Source organism: Micromonospora lupini str. Lupac 08 (genome assembly GCF_000297395.2).
In the GTDB taxonomy this organism is placed as follows: domain Bacteria; phylum Actinomycetota; class Actinomycetes; order Mycobacteriales; family Micromonosporaceae; genus Micromonospora; species Micromonospora lupini.
This window is the reverse complement of the sequence record NZ_HF570108.1, coordinates 5,025,240-5,044,513: the sequence shown is the minus strand read 5'-3', so window position 1 is coordinate 5,044,513 and position 19,274 is coordinate 5,025,240. Positions and strand designations below refer to the sequence as shown.

Genomic DNA, 19,274 nt, shown 5'->3' with positions numbered 1-19,274 from the left:
ACGCGACGGCGCCTCCCCACCGCAGAGTGGGGAGGCGCCGGCCGAACAGCAGTGCGTCGTCTACTTCTTGTTCTTCAACTGGTCGAAGTCGACCACCTGGCCCTCCGGCGGCGCCTTCACGTCGTCGAAGGTCGCGCCGAACTCGCTGAACGTGATCTGACCGGGTGAGTCCTGGTTGCCTTCCATCCGCATCGGGTACGGCTCGCCGGTGGTGGCGATGTAGAGCGTGCCGCTCTTGTCGCCGTCGACGAGGCCGATGGTCTTGACGCCGTCGATCTCCTTGCCCTCGCCCTTGGTCATGGTGCCGTCCGGCTTGAGCAGTTCGTCGATGTTGGCGACGTCGAACAGCTGCGAGAAGTCGTCCTTGGCGGACACCTTGGCCCACTTGTCGCCCATCAGCTTCACGATCTCGTCCGACGCCTGGGCGCCGGCGTTCTTGGCCCAGAACTTCTCGTCCGGCCGGATGTACTGCTGCCCGCCGACGGAGAGCAACTCCACGCTGCCCTCGCCGGTGGACACCCGACCACCCAGGTCGCTGCCGGTCACCTTGAAGTCCAGGCTCATCTTCTGGCCGTCGTTGTCGACGTCGCCCACCAGGTGGTACGACTTGGCGTTCTGCACGGCCGTCGTGGCGCGCTGCAGGGCCTCGTTCGGCGCGAGCGCGGCGACGCCGTTGTCGGCGGGTGCCGTCGACTTCGGCTGCCCGTCGTCACCGCCACCCCCGCAGCCGCTCAGCAGGGCCGCCACCACAATGGCGAGCACACTTCCTCGGACTGTCGTCGATCTCATCGTCAGCTCCCTTGTGCCACCCCCCGTGGGTGAGCGGACAGGGCAGGTACCCGCGATTGATCTCGGGCAATCCTTCGATCTGTCCGTCGTCCCGGCACGGCGTTCAGGTGATCCGGCGCTGATGGCGCGGGGCCGCCTCCAGGATCTGCTTGAGCGTGCCGAGGTTGTCGCGCATCCCACCGCTGAAAAGCTTCTCGGCGAACGGTCCGAGGAGTGCCGCCGGGCCGGTGAGCCCGGAGGCGCTGATCGTGCCTTCGAGGACGAGTGCCGTCATGTCGCCCGACGGTCGGACGAGGTAGCGGTAGGTGAACGGAGTCGGCCCACTCACCGAGGTGAAGGTGACCTCGTCACCCGCTGTGTACGTGGTGATCGAGACGTCGTTGCGGGCCGGCCCGCCGGGGAGGTTCCGGTACACGTGGTAGCGGGTGCCGAGGCCGTGGGTGCCCTCGACACGCTCCACGCGTCGCACCGCGGAATACCACCTCGGCATGGTGGTGAAGTCGGCGACGAAGTCGAACACCTGCGCTGCGGGGGCCTTGATGTCGAGGGTCAGCTGGAAGCTCATGCGATTCCCTTGGGGCGTGTCGCACTCGGCGACGGGTCAGTCGGGTTGCTTCTTCTCGGCGGCGAGGCGGTTCGCGAGGGCGGTTCCGGCGGGTGACTGTCGGGTGAACCCGTCCAGGAACGCGATGAGGGCGCCCACGTCCGTGCCCGCCGTGGCGTCGTCGAGCAGGTCGTACAGCTGGTTCTCGATCTCTGCGACGCGGAGGGCCTTGTCCTGGCCCGTCGGCGTGAGCGTGAGCTTGACCTGCCGCCGGTCGTGTTCACTGCTGGTTCTCTCCACGAGGCCGGCGGCGACGAGTCGGTCGACGATGCGGCTGGGGTTGGTGCCGGTGTCGCAGACGAGCATGTCGCCGAGTTCCCGGAGTGCCAGCGGTCCGTGGTCCGCGATGATGCGCAGTGCTTCCGACTGCGCCGGCGTGAGGCCGATCGCGGACAGCAGCACGGTGAGCTGGCGGTTGCCCTCTCGTTGTGCCGCGAGGATGAGGTAGCGGAGCTGTTCGGCTGTTCTCACACCGGTATGGTGCCGTGTTCGGCCAGCGCCCTGGCCAGAAGCCCGGCCGCCGCGGGATCGTGTGCGGCGAGAATCGGCATGCTCGGGTAGCGGGCGGCCAGCGCGTTGACCCGCCCGGTGACCTCGTGCAGCCCGGCGGCGTCGCCGACTCCGGGGACGCGGTCGGCAGCGAGCCGCCGCACGTCGTAGGTGACGTCGCCGACGAACAACATGGGCGGCATCCCCGCACCGCGTAGCAGCAGCGACATCGATCCGGGCGTGTGCCCGGGGGTGGGCAGCAGCAACAGGGACCCGTCACCCATGACGTCGTGGGCGTGGGTGAACGGCACGATCGCCGGGTCGTCGACCCGCTGCGGGGTGACGGCCGTGAAGCTGACGCCCGGCACGTGGATGTGCTCCCGCAGCAGACCGGCGAAGACCGCGAACCTCTTGTCGACCTCGGCCAGTTCGGCGGCGTGGACGAGGATCCGCGTCGATCGGGGCAGCTCCCGTAGCCCGCCGATGTGGTCCTGGTGCAGGTGCGAGAGGACTGCCACGCGCACGTCGGCGATGTCGTAGCCCTGCTCGCGGAGGCGGTCGGTCAGGGTCGCGCCGGCGGGCACGTCGAAGGTGGCGAGTCGGCGGTAGACGTGTCCGGCCAGGCCGCCGGGAAAGTATCCCGGGTCGGTGACCGAGCGCCGGTCCTGGCCGGTGTCGAACAGCACCAGCCCTCTGTCGTGCTCGATCACGTACACGTTGATCGGGAGGGGGTCGGTCCACCGGCGTGACGTGTTGAGCCACCACAGCAGTGGGGTGCCGTTCGTCTCGACGTGCTCGGGACGGATCCGGACGGTGCCCGTGCTGACGACGGTCACCCGCTTGATCGGGTTCATTGGGTCGCTCCTTTTCATGTCACGACATGTATGTCGTGACATGAAGTAGACGACTGTGGAGTCCCGGTGTCAAGCGGCGTCGCGCCGTCAGCGTTCGCGGCGGCGGAGGCGGTAGCTGGCGATCGTCGCGGGGAGACCGCGGCGGATGATGCCGGCCCAGTCGGTGTCGCCGCGGAGCACCGCTGCCGCGGTCTTGCGGGCCTGCTCGGCGGTGAAGTGCGGCGGCAGCATCAGCTCGGCCGGGTCGACCAGGGCGTTGATGACGACCGGCCGGTCGGCGGCCAGCGCGCGCTCCCAGACGCCGGGCACCTGCTCCGGCGCGTCGACCAGCTCTCCGTGCAGCCCGAGCACCTGGGCCCACTGGTGGTAGGCGATGTCCGGCAACTGCTGGCTGTCCGGGAACATCGGCGTCCCCTCGCTGGAGCGCTGTTCCCAGCTGACGAACGCCAGGTCCCGGTTGTTGAGCACCAGCACCACGAACCGCGGGTCGGCCCAGCCGCGCCAGTACTTCGCCACGGTGATCAGCTCATTGACGCCGTTCATCTGCATCGCCCCGTCGCCGATCAGCGCGACAAGCGGCCGGTCCGGGTGGGCGAACTTGGCGCTCAGCGCGTACGGCATGGCACCGCCCATCGACAGCAGCGTCCCGGAGAGGCTGGCCAGCATCCCGGGCCGGACCTGCACGTGCCGGGCGTACCAGGCGGTGGCGGTGCCGCAGTCCACCGCGAGCATCGCGTCGTCGGGGAGTCGGTCGCTGAGCGTGGTGAACAGCAGTTGCGGGTTGACCGGGTCGGCGGTCTGCGCGGCCAGGTCGCGCTGGACGCGTCGCCACGCCGAGGTGGCCTCGGCGATCTCCCCCCGCCAGGCGGTCGGGCCGGGGCCGGGGCCCAGCTCGTCCAGCAGCGCCCGCAGCGTGGGGCGGGCGTCGCCGGTCAGGTTCACCTCGGTCGGGTAGCGCAGCCCGAGCTGGGTGCCGTCCAGGTCGATCTGCACCGCGCGGGCCTGCCCGGGTGGCGGGTAGAACTCCGAGTACGGCATGTTGCTGCCCACGATCAGCAGCCGGTCGCAGCCGCTCATGAGCTGCCAGCTCGGCCGGGTGCCGAGCAGCCCGATCGCGCCTGTCACCCACGGCTCGCGATGGTCGACCACTGTGAAGCCGAGCAGCGCGGTGGCCACCCCGGCGCCGAGCCGGTGGGCGATCTCGCGGACCTCGTCCTCGGCGCCGAGCGCGCCCTGCCCGACCAGCATGGCCACCCGCTCGCCGCCGCGCAGGACCTCGGCGGCGCGGCGCAGGTCGGCCTGCGGCGGCACGGTAGGCGTGCTGCTCGGCACGTTGCTGGTGTGGTAGTAGCCGTGCGCGTGCGGCGGGTCGGGGATGGCCGCCTCGTCCTGCAGGTCCGACGGGAGCACCAGGGCGGTGACGGTACGCCGGGACAGCGCCGTGCGGCACGCCCGGTCGACGAGGTGGCGGACCTGCGCCGGGTGGTCGAGCTGGGCCAGGAACGCCGCCGCGACGTCCTTGTAGAGGGCGAGGAGGTCGACCTCCTGGTAGTAGCCGCCGCCCTCGGCGGTGACCGCGGTGTGCCCGACCAGGGCGACCACCGGCTGGTGGTCGAGTTTGGCGTCGTACAGGCCGTTGAGCAGGTGGATGGCGCCGGGTCCACTGGTCACGAGCGCGCAGCCCAGCGGCCCGCCGCCGTACTTGACGTGCGCGGAGGCGGCGAAGCCGGCGGTCTCCTCGTGCCGTACCTGGATGAACTGGGCGCGCTCGTTGGTGCGTTGCAGAGCCGAGGTGATGCCGTTGATGCCGTCGCCGGGATAGCCGAAGTAGCGGCGCACGCCCCAGCTCGCCAGGCGGGACACGATGTGGTCCGCGACTGTCGGACGCCGGGGCAGGGTGCCCCCTTCGCCCGGTGCCGTGTGGTCTGCGCTCACCTGGCTGGTCCTTCCCGTCGAGTCCGCTCGTGTGCCGGTCGTTCCCCTTCCTGACCGGACAAAACACCACGTCGGGCGGGCGTCCGGGGTGGCGGTCGGCCGTCGGGGCAGAATCGTCGGGTGCCCGTCCACCAGATCACCGACCCCGACGACGACCGGATCGCCGACTACCGCGCGCTCACCGACGTCGAGCTGCGCACCCGCTGGGAACCTCCGCACGGCCTGTTCATCGCCGAGGGCGAGCTCGTGCTGCGCCGTGCGCTGCGCGCGGGCTACCCGGCCCGGTCGTACCTGGTCGACGCCAAGCGCGTCGACCAGCTCGCCGACCTCGACACCGGCGACGCGCCCGTCTACGCCGCCACCCAGGACGTGCTGCAACGGGCCACCGGCTTCCACGTACACCGGGGGGTGCTGGCGTCGTTCCACCGCCGTTCGTTGCCGACGGCGGCCGAGGTGCTCGCCGCCGCGCGCCGGGTGGTGATCCTGGAGGACGTCAACAACCACACGAACCTCGGCGCGATCTTCCGGGGTGCCGCCGCGCTGGGCGTCGACGCCGTGCTGCTGTCGCCGTCCTGCGCCGATCCGCTCTACCGGCGCAGCGTCCGGGTCAGCATGGGCGAGGTCTTCGCGATGCCGTACGCCAAGCTGGAGCGCTGGCCCGCCGGCCTCGACGAGGTGCGGGAGGCGGGCTTCACAGTGCTCGCCATGACGCCGGCGCCGGACGCCGTACCCATTCAGCGGTTGACCCCGGCGCAGCGCGGGAGGGCGGCGTTGCTGCTCGGGGCCGAGGGGCCTGGCCTCACCGCCGCGGCGCAGTCGGCAAGCGACGTGCGGGTGGTCGTCCCGATGCGGCGTGGCGTGGACTCGTTGAACGTCGCCGCAGCCGCTGCGGTGGCGTTCTGGGAACTGGGTCGCGACGATCCGCTTGCATGACCATGCGTCTTGTTGAATAATCTTCCCCGTGTCCAAGGTTCTCACCTCCCTGCCCATCGGCGAACGTGTCGGCATCGCCTTCTCCGGCGGCCTCGACACCTCTGTCGCGGTCGCGTGGATGCGCGACAAGGGCGCCGTCCCCTGCGCCTACACCGCCGACATCGGCCAGTACGACGAGCCCGACATCGGCTCGGTGCCCGGCCGTGCGCTCAGCTACGGCGCCGAGGTCGCCCGACTGGTCGACTGCCGCGCCGCCCTGGTCGAGGAGGGGCTGGCGGCACTGACCTGCGGCGCCTTCCACATCCGCTCGGGCGGGCGGGCGTACTTCAACACGACCCCGCTGGGCCGGGCCGTGACCGGGACCCTGCTGGTGCGGGCGATGATCTCCGACGACGTCCAGATCTGGGGCGACGGCTCGACGTTCAAGGGCAACGACATCGAGCGGTTCTACCGCTACGGCCTGCTTGCCAACCCGCAGCTGCGCATCTACAAGCCGTGGCTCGACACCGACTTCGTCACCGAACTGGGTGGCCGTAAGGAGATGTCGGAGTGGCTGCTGGAGCGTGGCCTGCCGTACCGGGACAGCACCGAGAAGGCATACTCCACCGACGCCAACATCTGGGGCGCGACGCACGAGGCGAAGACCCTTGAGCACCTCGACACCGGCATCGAGACGGTCAGCCCGATCATGGGCGTCCGGTTCTGGGACCCGTCGGTGGAGATCCCGACCGAGGACGTCACGATCGGGTTCGACCAGGGTCGTCCGGTGACGATCAACGGCAAGGAGTTCGGCAGCCCCGTCGACCTGGTGCTTGAGGCCAACGCCATCGGCGGTCGGCACGGCCTGGGCATGTCCGACCAGATCGAGAACCGGATCATCGAGGCCAAGAGCCGGGGCATCTACGAGGCGCCCGGCATGGCGCTGCTGCACGCCGCGTACGAGCGGCTGGTCAACGCCATCCACAACGAGGACACCCTGGCCAACTACCACAGCGAGGGCCGCCGCCTCGGCCGGCTGATGTACGAGGGCCGCTGGCTCGACCCGCAGGCCCTGATGCTGCGCGAGTCGTTGCAGCGCTGGGTCGGCACCGCGGTCACCGGCGAGGTGACGCTGCGGCTGCGCCGGGGCGAGGACTACTCGATCCTGGACACGACAGGCCCCGCGTTCAGCTACCACCCGGACAAGCTGTCGATGGAGCGCACCGAGGACTCGGCGTTCGGCCCGTCCGACCGGATCGGCCAGCTCACCATGCGCAACCTGGACATCGCCGACTCGCGGGCGAAGCTCGAGCAGTACGCCTCCCTCGGCATGGTCGGCGGCGCGGCGCGCCAGCCGATGATCGGCGCCGCGCAGGCAGCCTCCACCGGGTTGATCGGTGCGATGCCCGAGGGCGGCGCGGAGGCCATCGCCTCCCGGGGCGTCGCCTCCGCCGCCGACGAGGCGCTCGACCGCGCCGCCATGGAGTTCGGCGTCGACTGACCGGCCCGGCAGGTCGAGTTCCAGGGTCGGGGGTCACGGACGGTAGCGTGTCGGCCGTGTTCCCTACCGTCCGTGAGGTCCTCGCCCTGGACCCCGTACGCCACGGCGCTCCCCGCGTGGTGGCCGGGGACGCCGGGCTGGACCGGCCGGTCCGCTGGGTGCACGTCGCCGAGGTGCCCGACATCGCCACCCTGCTCGGCGGCGGCGAGCTGGTGCTCACCACAGGCATCGGGCTGCCCGCCGACGACGCGGGGCTGCGCGCGTTCATCGGCGACCTCGCCGACGTCGGCGTCTCCGGGCTCGTCGTCGAGCTGGGCCGCCGGTACGTCAGCGGCGCGCCCCGGGTGATGGCCGCCGCCGCCGAGCGGCGCGGCCTGCCCCTGGTCGAGCTGCGCCGGGCCACCCCGTTCGTACGCATCACCGAGGCGGTGCACGCGCTGATCGTCGACGCGCAGCTCACCGAGCTGCGGGCCGCCGAGGAGATCCACCAGCGGTTCACCGAGCTCTCCGTCGAGGGCGCCGACGCGGCCGAGGTGATCCGGCAGGCCGCCGAGCTGTCCGGGTGCCCCGTTGTGCTGGAGAACCTGTCCCGGCAGGTCCTCGGGTACGACCCGGCGGGGGAGAGCGCCGAACTGCTGCTGGACGGCTGGGAGCAGCACTCCCGGCGGATCCGGCCGGCCGGGCGTACCGCGTACGAGCCGGACAGCGGCTGGCTGGTGACCGTCGTCGGTGCCCGGGGGCAGGACTGGGGGCGGCTGCTGCTGCGCTGGCCGGCCGGCGGGGACGCGCCCAGCGCCCGAGCCGGCGAGCCGACCGTCGCCCCGCCCACCCGGCTCACCATCCTCGTCGAGCGGGCCGCGTCCACCCTCGCGCTGGGCCGGCTGATCCGCCGCGACGCCGAAGGGCTGGAACGGCAGCTCCACGGCACCCTGCTCACGGCGTTGCTCGACCACTCCCGACCTGTCGACGAGGTGGCGCTGCGGGCCAAGGCGCTCGGCGTGGCGCTGGACCGGCGGCACCTCGTCGGCGTGATGGTTCGCCAGCGGGCCGACGACCCCGCCGGAGAGGGCGGCCCCGAGGCCGGCCCGGCCCGGCTGCGGGACCTGTCCGAGGCCGTCGGCCAGGCGCTGCGGGAAGCGAAGCTGACCGCGCTGACCAGTGCCGTCGACGACAACTCGGTGGGCGCGCTGCTGGCGCTGCCCGACCCGGCCGCTGAGGACCGCGCACTGTCCGCGTTCGCCGGCGCGCTTCGTCGCGTACGCCTCGACGCCGGATCTGGCCGGACACCATCCGGCGCCGATCCGTCCCGGGGTGGTGGTCCCGGCGCGGTGATCGTGGCGGCCGGGTCCGGGGTGAGCAGTCTGCGGGAGGCGCGACGGTCGCTCGTCGAGGCGCGGCAGATCGCCGAGGCGGCCCGGCGGGACCGGCGGGACCTACCGATCTTCCGACTGCCGCACGTGGGCCTCGCGGGGCTGCTGCACCTGCTGCGCGAGGAGCCCCGGCTCCAGACGTTCGTGGAACGCGAACTCGGCCCGCTGCTGGAGTACGACGCCAAGCACCCCCGGGAGCGGCTGCTCGACACGCTGCGCGCCTACCTGGAGCAGGGGCGCAACAAGTCCGCCGGCGCGGCCGCCGCCCACCTGTCCCGACCGGCCTTCTACGAACGCCTGGCCCGCATCGCCCGCATCCTCGACGTGGACCTCGACTCGGTGGAGGCAAGCCTCTCCCTCCACGTGGCCCTGCTGGCCCTGGAAGCGGTCCGAGCCCCCTGACGCCGGGCGGGGATCGGCCCGGGCAGGGGGCTGGGCATGCGGGTCCGGCACGCTGTCGAGGTGATGCCGTGAACGAATCACTCGCCCCGCCCCGGCTCGTCCGGGCCCGGCTCGCTCGGCTCGGCCCGCCCCGGCTCGCCCCGCCCGGCCGGGGGCATGCCCTGATTCGTCTACGACATCAGCTCCAAAGGAGCAGCGACACCCGTCCCGGGGGCACTGCGTCGGTGGGGTGCTGTCGGTGGGGCGCTGCGGCGGTTACGCGGCGTCACAGGGGCGGAGCGCCGGCACTTTGCGAGTTAGGCGAGGGCGGCCAGGGCTTTTGCGTACGTGGGGGGGATGTGGTTGGGGCCGCCGGGGGTGAAGACGTCCGACGTCGCCACCGCGGACCAGGCCGTTTCCGGTACGGCTTCGACCAGTGCCCTGATCACCGGGGCGTCGCGCCACTGGTCCTGTTCGGCGAGCAGGCCGAGAGCCACCACCGACTCCTCGACCTCGCCCACGCACTCGAACGGCTTGTGCCCGTCCACGCCCAGCAGCTCCCGGTAGCCGGGGATCTGCTCCGGGTCGGCCAGCAGGTCGCCGCCGAAGATGTGGGTGACCCGCTCGCGGGGCATGAACGGCGCCATCGCGAGGAAGACGAACCGGCACTTCGGGCAGTCCCGGCACCAGCGCTCGGACGCGTCGCGCAGCTTGAACGCCTGGTTGCAGCTCGTCACCACGTCGTCGTACCTGGTGAACTCGGCGAACAGCCGGGCGATGTGCAGCTCGGACAGCGACCGCAGCAGCGAGAAGTACGGTTCGGTCAGGCCGGCGTGTTCGGCCAGCGCCCCCCGCAGCAGCCCTTCGGCCTCGACGCCCTTGGACCACTGGTGGTTGATCTCGTGGCCGTTCCAGACCAGGTTCGGGTCGGACGCGGAGCGCTCGTTGGACATGACCACCGGGCCGAGCCCGTGCAGCACCGCCGTCGCCACCGCGATCAGCGAGTTGATGGCGGTGACGGGGATGTGCCCGTTCAGCGCGCCCGCCGCGTTCAGGTCGAACAGCACCGGGTCGATGCGTCGCCGGGCCGCGAGGGGGGTGAGCCCGGACGCCTCGTTGACCGAGACGATGACGTGGTTCGGGTTGACCGAGAACGGCACCGGGTCCAGCTCGGCGCGGCGCAGCGCCTCCAGGCTGACGATCGAGTCCTTGCCGCCGCCGACGGCCGAGAGCGGGCGGCGGTCGGAGTCGTCGTACACGCGCGGCGGCTCCGGTGAGCCGGCCGGCAACTCCGGGCGCAACTCCAGCACGTGCGGCAACTGGTTGCGGTACGCGTACTCCGCGAGGCCCTTGGTGTAGACGGCCGTGACGTAGTCGACGGTGGCCGCGCCCAGCGGCGCCGGCAGCACCAGTCGGGGCGGCGCGGCGACCTTGTAGTAGCTGACCCCGGCGACGAGGTGCAGCACCTCCAGCACCCGGCCGAGGGTCGCCACCGTTTCGTCCGAGGGCGGCTGCGCCGGCAACGGAAGGGTGATCACCTCGGTGAACCGTTGCTCACCTGCCGGACCGGTGAGCGCGTAGTCGAACAACACCTCGCCGGTGGCGAAGTCGATCGAGTAGGACGGGAAGGTGAAGGCGTCCATCCGCCGGAGCTGCTCGTTGGGCACACGCCATACTAGGCCCTGGTTCGTCCGGCCGTGTCCGGACCGGGCCCCCGCCCTGCCGCCGCCGCGACCCCGAGGAGAGCCCAGTGCGCCTGTCTGACCTGCGCGGACGTACCGTCGCCGTCTGGGGGACCGGCCGGGAGGGCCGGGCCGCTGTGACGGCGATCGCCGCGCACGGCCCCGCCGAGCTGGTCGCCGTCGACGACAGCGCCAACTTCCTGTCCCTGCCCTGGGACGGCCCGCTGGCCGAGGCGGCCCCGCTGGTCACCGGCGAGGCGGGCTTCGCCCGGCTGGCCGCCGCGGACGTGGTGGTCCGCTCGCCCGGCGTGCCGCAGACCCACCCCTGGCTGGTCGAGCTGCGCCGACGCGGCGTGCCCGTCACCCAGGGCACCGCGCTGTGGATGGCGGACCACGCCGCGCGCACCGTCGGCGTCACCGGCAGCAAGGGCAAGAGCACCACGTCCAGCCTGATCAGCCACCTGCTCACCGCGATGGGCCGCCCGAACGTCTTCGGCGGCAACATCGGCGTGCCGACCCTCGACCTGCCCGAGGCGGAGCTGTACGTGCTGGAGCTGTCCAGCTACCAGTGCAGCGACCTCACCGACTCGCCCCGGGTGGCGGTGGTCACCGCCCTCTTCCCCGAACATCTGGACGCGCACGGCGGCGAGCGCGAGTACTACCGGGACAAGCTCAACCTGCTCGCCCACGATCCGCAGACGACAGTGGTAAACGGCGCCGACCCGCGGCTCGCCGCCGAGCTGGGGGAGCTGCCGGCCGTCCGCGCGGGCCGCCCCGACACCACCCACGTCGCCACCGGCGCGGACGGCACGCAGTGGTTCCACCTCGGTGACCAGCCGCTCTTCCCCCGTGCCGTGCTGCCGCTCGTCGGCCGGCACAACGAGGGCAACCTGTGCGTGGCCCTGGCCGTGCTCGACGCGCTCGGCGTCGACGTGGTGGCCGCCAGGGACCACCTCGCCGTCGCTGTCGCCGAGTTCCAGGGGCTGGCCCACCGGCTCACCGAGATCACCGACCCGTCCGGGTTGACCTTCGTCGACGACACCCTGGCCACCAGCCCGTACGCGGCCATGCACGCCATCGACGCGTACGACGGGAGGCCGTTGACGGTGATCGTCGGCGGGAACGACCGAGGGCTGGACTACACGCCGCTGGCCGAGCATCTCGCCGAGCGGGAGCTGACCGTGATCGGCATCCCGGACAGCGGCGCCCGCATCGTGGCGGCGCTCGACGGCCTGCCCAAGGTGCGTACGGAGCTGGTCGACGACCTGGTGGACGCGGTCCGGCTGTCCCGGGAGGTGACCCCGGCGGGTGGGGTGGTGCTGCTGTCCCCGGCCGCTCCGAGCTACGGCCGGTTCCGCAACTTCGAGCACCGTTCCGAGGTCTTCGCCCAGGCCGTCGCCGACACCGCTCGGGCCTGACCGGGGCGTCACCGCCGGCGGGACCACCGTCCTCGGACGGAACGGCCGTCCCCGTCGACGCACGTCGGGAGACCGCAGGGCTCGAAGAGGCTCCGGTCGTGGAAGGAGACGATCCGGGAGACGCCCGTCCGGGTGGGGGTGAGCACCTGGAGGCTGTGGGGGCGGTAGAGCCCGTCGGCGCCGCGGGTGTAGGTGGCGAGCGCCGGCTGGCCGTTGGCCGTCGCCGGAATGGCGCGGATCGCGCCGGCGCGGCCGAACACGGTGGTGGTGAGGAAGCGAAGGACGGCGTCGCGTCCGGCGAACCAGGTCAGGTGTGGCGGCATCTCCATCGTGACGTCCTCGCGCAGCACCTGTAGCAGCGCATCCGTGTCCGCGTTCTGGAAGGCCCGGGCGTACCGGTCGAGCAGCATCCGGTCGGCCGGATCGGCCGGTTCGGCGAACATGTCCTCGGTGAGGCCGGTGCGAGCCAGGTGCGCGCGGGCCCGGGCGAGCGCGCTGTTGACCGCGTCGGTGGTGGTGTCGAGCAGGTCGGCGACCTCCGAGGCGTGCCAGGCGAGCACGTCGCGCAGGATCAGCACGGCCCGCTGTCGGGCCGGAAGGTGTTGCAGGGCTGCCACGAGGGCGAGTCGGACGCTGCTCCGGGTGCTGACGATCGTGGCCGGATCCGTGCCGGGCAGTTCCGCGTCCGGCAGCGGCTGGACCCAGGCGACGTCCGGGCCGGCGACCGTCAGCGGCTGGTCCGGGTCGCCGGAGGGGCCCAGTCCGGAGGGCAGGACCCGTCGGCTGCGGTGCGTGAGTGTGGTGAGGCAGGCGCTGGTGGCGATGCGGTACAGCCAGACCCGCAGCGACGATCGGCCCTCGAAACCGGAGAAGCCGCGCCAGGCCCGCAGGTAGGTCTCCTGGACGACGTCCTGGGCGTCGTGCGTCGAGCCCAGCATGCGGTAGCAGTGCGCCAGGAGTTCGCGGCGGTACGGCTCGGTGAGCCGGGAGAACTCCTCGTCGGCCGTCCCCGCGTACGTCCCCTGCACCGGAGCCTGCGCTGCCTGGGTCATGTCGTCACTCCACCCGTCTGCGGCCTGACCTGTCCTGGTACAGACCTGCGGTCCGCCGGAAAGTGATCGGTCCGGGCTCCGGTGTGGCGAAGCCCACGTCCCCGTCGGTGGCCGACCAGTCCGATCCGTCCGCCGAGTCTGCACTCGTGACCGGCGAGCTGCCTCCTCGCCTGGTCCCCGGCCAGCCAGGGCACCTCCCCGATCGAGAAGAGGACGACCATGAGTTCCACGAGCCAGGACACCGCCGAGCAGGCGGTGCGAGCGCTGATCGACAGCGTCTCGGCCGCATGGGGGGACAACGACGTGGACGCGTTCGTCGCCCACTACGCCGACGACGCGACCGCGGTACTGCCCGGGGTCGCCCTCCTGAGCAGGGCGGTGATCCGTACCGCGATGGCGGCGGCGTTCGCCGACCAGCTCAAGGGCACCCGGCGCGTCCACCGCGTGCAGGGCGTGCGGTTCCTCGACGACGTCACCGCGATCGTGATCAGCCGCAGCGTGACCGTCGACGCCGGCGAGAACGAGCCGGGCGCCGATCGCTGGTCGATCGCCACGTGGGTCCTGTCCGGCCGCTCCGGGCGCTGGCTCGTCGAGGCGTACCACGACTGCCCCGCCGCCTGACCGTTCCGCCTCGTCCACCCCTGGAGAAGAACGTGCACAAGACAGGAACAACAACGCCGGCACAGCGGTGGGTTCTGGCCCTCAGCTCCCTGGCATCGTTCATCGTGGTGCTGGACATGCTTGTGGTGGCGACCGCGCTGCCCGCTGTCCAACGGGACCTCGGCGCGTCGCTCGAAGACCTCGAGTGGACGGTCAACGCCTACACGCTCAGCTTCGCGGTCCTGCTGATGACCGGAGCGGCGCTTGGCGATCGCTACGGACGGCGTCGCCTGTTCGCGATCGGGCTGGGCCTGTTCGGCGTGGCCTCGGCCGCCTGCGCGCTGTCCACCCAGGTCGGCCCGCTGATCGCGGCGCGGGTCGCGCAGGGCGCCGGCGCGGCGATGATCATGCCGGTCGCGCTGGGCGTGCTCAACGGCGCGTTCCCGCCCGAGAGGCGTGGCTGGGCGACGGGCATCTACGGCAGCGTGACCGGGCTCGCCGCGGTCGCCGGGCCGGTTCTGGGTGGCGTCGTCACCCAGAACCTCACCTGGCAGTGGATCTTCTGGCTGAACGTGCCGATCACGCTCATCGCGATTCCGCTGGTGCTCGGCCGGATCGCCGAGACCCGCGGGCCCGGCGGCACGCTCGACCTTCCGGGCCTGGCCCTGGCCGCCGGGTCGGCGCTGGGCGTCACCTGGGCTCTGGTGCGCGGCAACGCGGCCGGGTGGAGCAGCGCCGAGACACTGTCGACGCTTGTCGGCGGGATCCTGCTCGGCGGCCTGTTCATCGTCCGGGAGCTGAGGACCCCCGCCCCGATGCTGCCGATGCGCCTGTTCCGCTCACCGGCCTTCTCCGCCGGCAACGCCGCGGTGTTCTTCATCAACGCGTCGCTGACCAGCGCGATCTTCTTCACCGCCCAGTTCCAGCAGGTCGCGCTCGGCCACGGTGCGGTACAAGCCGGCTTGCGGCTGCTGCCGTGGGGCATCGCACCGTTCCTCATCGCGCCACGGGCGGGCGCGCTCACCGATCGGATCGGCGAACGGGCGCTGGTCCTCGTCGGTACGCTCCTGCTCGGCGTCGGCATGGGATGGATCGCGCTGATCTCCGAGCCCGGCATCGGCTACGCCACGACCGCCGTGGCGATGACGGTCGGTGGCCTCGGGTTCTCGCTGGCCCTTCCCGCAGTCACCAGATCGGTCGTCAGCCGCGTCGCGCCGCAGGACATCGGCCGGGCGTCGGGCACCTTCAGCACCCTCCGGCAGTTCGGGGGCGCGTTCGGGATCGCCCTCACCGGCGCCGTGTTCGCCACGGCCGGCGGCTACGCCACCGCTGGACTGTTCAGCGACGGCTACGTCCCAGCGATGAGTGTCTCCGCCGCGCTCGCCTTCGCGGCCAGCGCCGCCGGCCTCGTGCTACCGCGACACCGCCACGTCGCGCCGGCCACGACCACCGGGCGTGTCGCACCTGCCGAATCCACGACGGGCTGACAGACGCCGTGGCGCGACCTGGTCGTCCGGTTCACTGCCGGGCGACCTCGTCGTGCAGGGCGCGCATCGAGCGGATGGCCGAGCGGATCTCCTGGAGGTAGCGCCCCGGCGTGAGCGTCTGCTCGGGCAGCACCGCGAGGTCGGCGAGCGTCGGGTCCACCCCGACGGTCTCGATGGCGCACCCGGACGGCACGGCCAGGGTGCGCAGCGCGTCGCAGTGCTGGAACGGCACGTAGATCGGCGCGGTCGCCATCAGCACCTCGTCGCCCGGCGCGAGCCGGACGTGCTCGGCCCAGAACCGTTGCGTGTCGGCCGTGTGCGCGCGCCGCCGGTGCGGGTCGCTGGACGGCGCGGCCAGCACGCGTACCGCCGGCAGGCCGCTCGGCCGGTAGGTCCGCGACGACCAGGAGTGGTGGGGGTGGCCGGCGTCGACACCGGCCCGCTCGGTCGGGGCGGTCACCCCGAACACCTGGCGGACCGCAGTGTCCAGCACGTCCACCTCGGTCTCGTCCGGTGGCAGGCCCGCGTCGGCGAGGGTGGCGCGTTCCCACTCGGACAGCGGTCGGAAGCTGCCCAGCACCGCGACCTCGCCGGTCACCCGCAGGCCGGTACGCAGCAGGTGCGCGGCGTACGCGACGCGACGCACGCAGGCGTGCGCCAGGCCGCCCAGCACGACCAGATGGGCGTACGTCGGGCGGGCCGGCGGTGTCGCACGCACCATGCCCAGCGTGGCGGCCGCGTCGAGGACCAGCCTGGACGTGGACGCGTCGAAGGTCGGCTCCCGCGCGTCCGGGCGTTCCCGCCCCTGCCGGAAGTCCCAGTGCCGCTCGGAGAAGTCGTCGAGGAACCGCAGCACGTCGCCGAGGTCGCCAGCCGGCCAGTGACCGCCGAAGTGCCGGACCAGGCCGCGGAGCGGGGTGGAGTCGACCCAGGCCCGGACGTCCGCCGTGATCTGGTCGGCGACCGTCCCGGTCGACGGGGCCGCGTCCGCGCTCTGCACCTGCCGGATGCTACCGCCCCGGCTCGGCGGGGCCGGCGATTGTGGCCGGCGTCTACCCTGGCGGCACCGGCGGATGGGAGACGTTCGATGGCCCGTGACCTGGCCCCTGACATGCCCCGGGACGTGCCCCGTCGGCGGCTGCGGGGGCGCGGCGGCGCGTCCGACGGCTTCGCCCGTCTGGTGGCGCACACCGACCCGGTGGCGTTGGTAGGCATCACGCTGTCGATCAGCCTCAGCGTCATCCTCGACCTCACCAACGCCGCCTCCGGGGTGGAGTCGCTGCTGGCCGGCCTGATGGGCATCACCATCTCCCTGCTGGTGGACTCGCTGGCCCGCGCGGAACGCCGGTTCCACCTGCGGACGTTGCTGGACGGCCCGCCGTGGCTCGTCCACACCACCACGGAGCTGGCCGGGGCCATGCGGGAGGCGGCCGAGCAGCACGCGGGCACGCGGGTCGCGACGGAGGCGCAGCGGCGCTACGAGCAGTTCCGGCTGGAGGCCGAGCAGCTCGCGCAGGGGCGGATCATCCGACGCGGCGACGAGGACGAGGACCTGGTCGGCGCGACCCGCGGCTGCGTGCACCGGCTGGACGCGTTGACAAACGTGATGCCCCGGGTGAGCGGGGAGCTGAGCTGGTGGCGCAGCGAGATCGGCCGGCGCTACTGGGAGGCGAACCTCGCGGCCCTGCAACGGGGTGTCCGGATCACGCGGGTCTTCGTCTACGCCACGCTCACCGACGAGCTGTCCGACCTGGTGCAGCGGCAGCGCGCGGCCGGGGCGCGAGTGGGGCTGCTGCCCTTCGGTGTGGTCAGTCCGCAGCTCCTCGTCAACCTGACAGTCTGGGACGGGTCGAGCTGCTGGGAGGCCCGGATGACCGCGCACGGCGAGATCGGCGAGAACCAGTTCTCGGTCAACCGGACGGACGTCGAGCGGCTCACCCGCGTGTTCGACGTCTGCGTGAACGCCGCTACCTTCTCGGACTGACGGCGGAGACGGGGAAGCCATGACGTGGGGTGCGGTCCTGCTGGTGACGGCCGTGGTCTGGGCGGTCAGCGTGATCCGCTCGATCCGGCTCCGGGCGCTTGTCTACAGCCTGCCGTTGCCGATGACGCTCGCCCTGGTCAGCACCCCCTACGGGGTGGACGGCGCGCAGGTGCTCGGCGTGCTCGGGCTCAACCTGTTCTTCGTCACCGTGGCGGTCACCCACCAGGGGCTGCGCTGGCCGATCCTGCTCGCCGACGCCGCGGGGATCGGTGTGTACGTGGCGCTGAGCGCCGGCCTGCTGGCCGTCGACGTCCCGTTCGAGGCGGCCCTCGCCGGCACGCTTGTGCTCTGGCTGGCGGCCATGCTGCTGCTACGCCGTCGCGCCCGCCGCGACGCCGGCCCGCGCACCGCACCCGCCGATGATCCGGTCGACGGCGCCAGGACGCGTACGGACGGGCTGCCCGTCCTGCTCAAGCTGGTGGTGATCTTCGTCGGGGCGATCCTCACCGCGTTGCTCGGCGCGGTGTTGCGCGGCATGGTGGTGACGTTCCCGTACTCCGGGGTGCTTGTCGCCGTCGAGGCCCGCCGGCAGTTGTTCGAGTTCAGCGGGCACTTCGCCCGCAACAGCCTCGCGCTCGTCGGTTTCCTCTCCGCGTACCACTACGTTCAGGACGTCTCGTCGGCCGTCGCGCTGGGCGCCGGCTGGGTGGCCTTCGCGGTGGTCGCCGCCGCCCTGCACCTGCCGCTGCGTCGTCGCGGAGTCGCCCGGGCCGGCCCGCCGAGACGCGCGTCGAGACCTCTGCGGCCGGCGGCCGAACCGCCCAGCCCTACCGGCCTGCCCTGACGAGGTCGGCGATCTCGGTGAGCGGTTCGCTGTACGAGGGCCAGTCCAGGCCGTCGACGCTGAGGGTGGAGCGGCGGCGCACCCCGTCCACCGCGCCCGCCGCGACGATCGCGGCCAACAGGTCGGACGACCACGCGGGCTCCAGCAGCGTCCGAAGCGCCGGCACCTCGGGGCGCAGCAGCGACAGCGCGCCGACGAGGGCCGCGGCGGCCCAGTTGGAGGTGCCGCCGACGAGCAGTGCGTCCGCGCCCACCACGCACCGGATCCGCTCACCCGAGGCGACCACCCGGCCGATCAGCTCCGCCGGCAGACGGCCCATGCCGAGTTCGTTGCCGCCGTCGCCGATGCCGATCCGGTACGCCGATCCGGCGGTGTAGAGCCGGTCCAGGGGCGCCGTGTGCGCGCCGATGTCCTCGCCGCGCATGTTGTGGGGTCGACCGTCCACCCCGGGTCCGACCCGTTCGCAGGCGATCAGGTGCGTCAGGCGGCCGTAGCGGGGCAGGAGGGTGGCGGCCCATTCCTCGTACCCCCGCAGTGGCGCGACGTCGACCGGCAGGCCCGGCGCGGCGGCGGCGACGGCCGCCTCGACCACAGGTGCGCAGGGCTGGTCGGTGACGAGCCGGCACCGGCCACCGAGCAGGCGCAGGGCGACGGCGATCTGGACCGCGCCGAGCGGACCGTCGGTCTCCGCGGCCGGTGGCTCCGCGCCCGGGATGAAGAATCCGGTGAACACCGCGGCGTCCGGCGCGCCAGCGGCGACGAGCGAGCTGGCGGCGGCCAGCAGTCCGCCGGCGGCCGGCGCGGCCAGCGCCTCGCTGCCCCGGCCCACCTCGCGCGCGGCGACGCGTTCCAGCGCGGCGATGGTCTCGTCGATACGCACCGCGTGCCTCCTCGGCGACAGTGGACGGACCCAGGGTAGGAGGCCCCGGCCAGCTCCCTGGGCGCGTTCTTCTGGAGCCTGCCGACCTCGGCGGCGCAGGCGGTCGTGGCCGACGGCTGCGTTCGCGTCCGGCTTCCCCTTCGGGTGATGCTGGCGATGTCGCGTCCGGAAGTGATCGGTGTACGTCTTCGGCTTCCCTCATCCGCCGGACCAGTCCCTGCCTCCGCAGGTGCTGACACAGGGACAACGAGTCGACGTGGGTGCCAGCCCGGAGGGCTGTTCGCTGTCGGTGGGTCAGGGGCTACGGTCGGCCTGTCGCCAGTTGGGCATCGCGACGTCGGGCTGGTGATCCACGTGGTTCTCCAACAGTGGGTCCAGGCGGCGGGCGTCGCCGGCCAACTCGCCAGGACCGCCCCCGCCCTCTGCCTTCCCGCCCGCTGGGCCGCCGCGACCGACCCGACGATGCGGCGTGGCAGGGGCGACCACCGCCTC

17 protein-coding genes are annotated in these 19,274 nt (G+C 72.5%); 8 read left to right on the top strand and 9 right to left on the bottom strand.

Annotated elements, in window-relative coordinates:
* Positions 1-60: 60 nt before the first annotated feature.
* The 5 genes from MILUP08_RS24010 to MILUP08_RS23990 all read right to left on the bottom strand — a co-directional run bounded on the left by MILUP08_RS24010 (position 61) and on the right by MILUP08_RS23990 (position 4,671).
* The gene (locus MILUP08_RS24010) at positions 61-789 is read right to left on the bottom strand and encodes a LolA-like protein (RefSeq protein WP_007462526.1); all 729 of its coding nucleotides are present in this window, start codon (positions 787-789) and stop codon (positions 61-63) included.
* A 103-nt stretch (positions 790-892) separates the two neighbouring features.
* Positions 893-1,354, bottom strand: coding sequence for an SRPBCC family protein (locus tag MILUP08_RS24005; RefSeq protein ID WP_007462524.1), 462 nt, complete (start codon positions 1,352-1,354; stop codon positions 893-895).
* Positions 1,355-1,390: 36 nt separating this feature from the next.
* On the bottom strand, positions 1,391-1,864 hold the full coding sequence (locus tag MILUP08_RS24000) for a MarR family winged helix-turn-helix transcriptional regulator (protein ID WP_007462522.1): 474 nt from the start codon (positions 1,862-1,864) through the stop codon (positions 1,391-1,393).
* Positions 1,861-2,736, bottom strand: a complete 876-nt coding sequence (locus tag MILUP08_RS23995; RefSeq protein WP_007462520.1) for an MBL fold metallo-hydrolase — start codon at positions 2,734-2,736, stop codon at positions 1,861-1,863. Before MILUP08_RS23995 ends, MILUP08_RS24000 begins: the two co-directional genes overlap by 4 nt.
* 87 nt (positions 2,737-2,823) lie before the next feature.
* Positions 2,824-4,671, bottom strand: a complete 1,848-nt coding sequence (locus tag MILUP08_RS23990) for a thiamine pyrophosphate-requiring protein (protein WP_007462518.1) — start codon at positions 4,669-4,671, stop codon at positions 2,824-2,826.
* A 120-nt stretch (positions 4,672-4,791) separates the two neighbouring features.
* On the opposite strand from MILUP08_RS23990, the gene MILUP08_RS23985 reads away from it, so the two are divergent.
* The 3 genes from MILUP08_RS23985 to MILUP08_RS23975 are packed head-to-tail and all read left to right on the top strand — an operon-like array spanning position 4,792 to position 8,856.
* The gene (locus MILUP08_RS23985) at positions 4,792-5,604 is read left to right on the top strand and encodes a TrmH family RNA methyltransferase (RefSeq protein WP_007462516.1); all 813 of its coding nucleotides are present in this window, start codon (positions 4,792-4,794) and stop codon (positions 5,602-5,604) included.
* 28 nt (positions 5,605-5,632) lie between these two features.
* A complete protein-coding gene (gene argG / locus MILUP08_RS23980) occupies positions 5,633-7,084 on the top strand; it encodes an argininosuccinate synthase (protein ID WP_007462514.1) in 1,452 nt (483 codons plus the stop codon).
* Positions 7,085-7,140: 56 nt separating this feature from the next.
* Positions 7,141-8,856: a PucR family transcriptional regulator gene (locus tag MILUP08_RS23975; RefSeq protein ID WP_475028994.1), complete on the top strand. Its 1,716-nt coding sequence runs from the start codon at positions 7,141-7,143 to the stop codon at positions 8,854-8,856.
* 296 nt (positions 8,857-9,152) lie between these two features.
* Here the strand turns inward: MILUP08_RS23975 and MILUP08_RS23970 are convergent, their stop codons facing one another.
* Positions 9,153-10,502 (bottom strand): MurL-like N-terminal domain-containing, encoded by a 1,350-nt coding sequence (locus MILUP08_RS23970; protein WP_007462510.1) that lies wholly within the window; start codon positions 10,500-10,502, stop codon positions 9,153-9,155.
* A gap of 83 nt (positions 10,503-10,585) precedes the next feature.
* Between MILUP08_RS23970 and murD the strand changes: the two genes are divergently transcribed.
* Positions 10,586-11,935, top strand: coding sequence for a UDP-N-acetylmuramoyl-L-alanine--D-glutamate ligase (gene murD, locus MILUP08_RS23965; RefSeq protein WP_007462508.1), 1,350 nt, complete (start codon positions 10,586-10,588; stop codon positions 11,933-11,935).
* Between the two features lie 8 nt (positions 11,936-11,943).
* On the opposite strand, the gene MILUP08_RS23960 is transcribed toward murD, so the two are convergent.
* Positions 11,944-12,987 carry a sigma-70 family RNA polymerase sigma factor gene (locus MILUP08_RS23960; protein WP_007462506.1) on the bottom strand — a complete coding sequence of 348 codons (1,044 nt, stop codon included), beginning with the start codon at positions 12,985-12,987 and terminating at the stop codon, positions 11,944-11,946.
* Positions 12,988-13,206: 219 nt separating this feature from the next.
* On the opposite strand from MILUP08_RS23960, the gene MILUP08_RS23955 reads away from it, so the two are divergent.
* Together MILUP08_RS23955 and MILUP08_RS23950 are read left to right on the top strand one after the other, a co-directional pair.
* On the top strand, positions 13,207-13,608 hold the full coding sequence (locus tag MILUP08_RS23955) for an SgcJ/EcaC family oxidoreductase (protein ID WP_007462502.1): 402 nt from the start codon (positions 13,207-13,209) through the stop codon (positions 13,606-13,608).
* A 32-nt stretch (positions 13,609-13,640) separates the two neighbouring features.
* A complete protein-coding gene (locus MILUP08_RS23950; protein WP_007462500.1) occupies positions 13,641-15,074 on the top strand; it encodes an MFS transporter in 1,434 nt (477 codons plus the stop codon).
* A gap of 31 nt (positions 15,075-15,105) precedes the next feature.
* On the opposite strand, the gene MILUP08_RS23945 is transcribed toward MILUP08_RS23950, so the two are convergent.
* Complete coding sequence (locus MILUP08_RS23945) at positions 15,106-16,074, bottom strand: hypothetical protein (RefSeq protein ID WP_007462498.1); 969 nt, start codon at positions 16,072-16,074, stop codon at positions 15,106-15,108.
* Positions 16,075-16,161: 87 nt separating this feature from the next.
* On the opposite strand from MILUP08_RS23945, the gene MILUP08_RS23940 reads away from it, so the two are divergent.
* Together MILUP08_RS23940 and MILUP08_RS23935 are read left to right on the top strand one after the other, a co-directional pair.
* Positions 16,162-17,058: a hypothetical protein gene (locus MILUP08_RS23940; RefSeq protein ID WP_007462496.1), complete on the top strand. Its 897-nt coding sequence runs from the start codon at positions 16,162-16,164 to the stop codon at positions 17,056-17,058.
* 19 nt (positions 17,059-17,077) lie between these two features.
* The gene (locus tag MILUP08_RS23935; protein WP_007462494.1) at positions 17,078-17,902 is read left to right on the top strand and encodes a hypothetical protein; all 825 of its coding nucleotides are present in this window, start codon (positions 17,078-17,080) and stop codon (positions 17,900-17,902) included.
* On the opposite strand, the gene MILUP08_RS23930 is transcribed toward MILUP08_RS23935, so the two are convergent.
* Entirely contained in the window at positions 17,886-18,782 is an 897-nt protein-coding gene (locus tag MILUP08_RS23930; RefSeq protein ID WP_007462492.1) for a glutamate cyclase domain-containing protein, read from the bottom strand. The genes MILUP08_RS23935 and MILUP08_RS23930 overlap by 17 nt on opposite strands.
* Between the last annotated feature and the right edge of the window lie 492 nt (positions 18,783-19,274).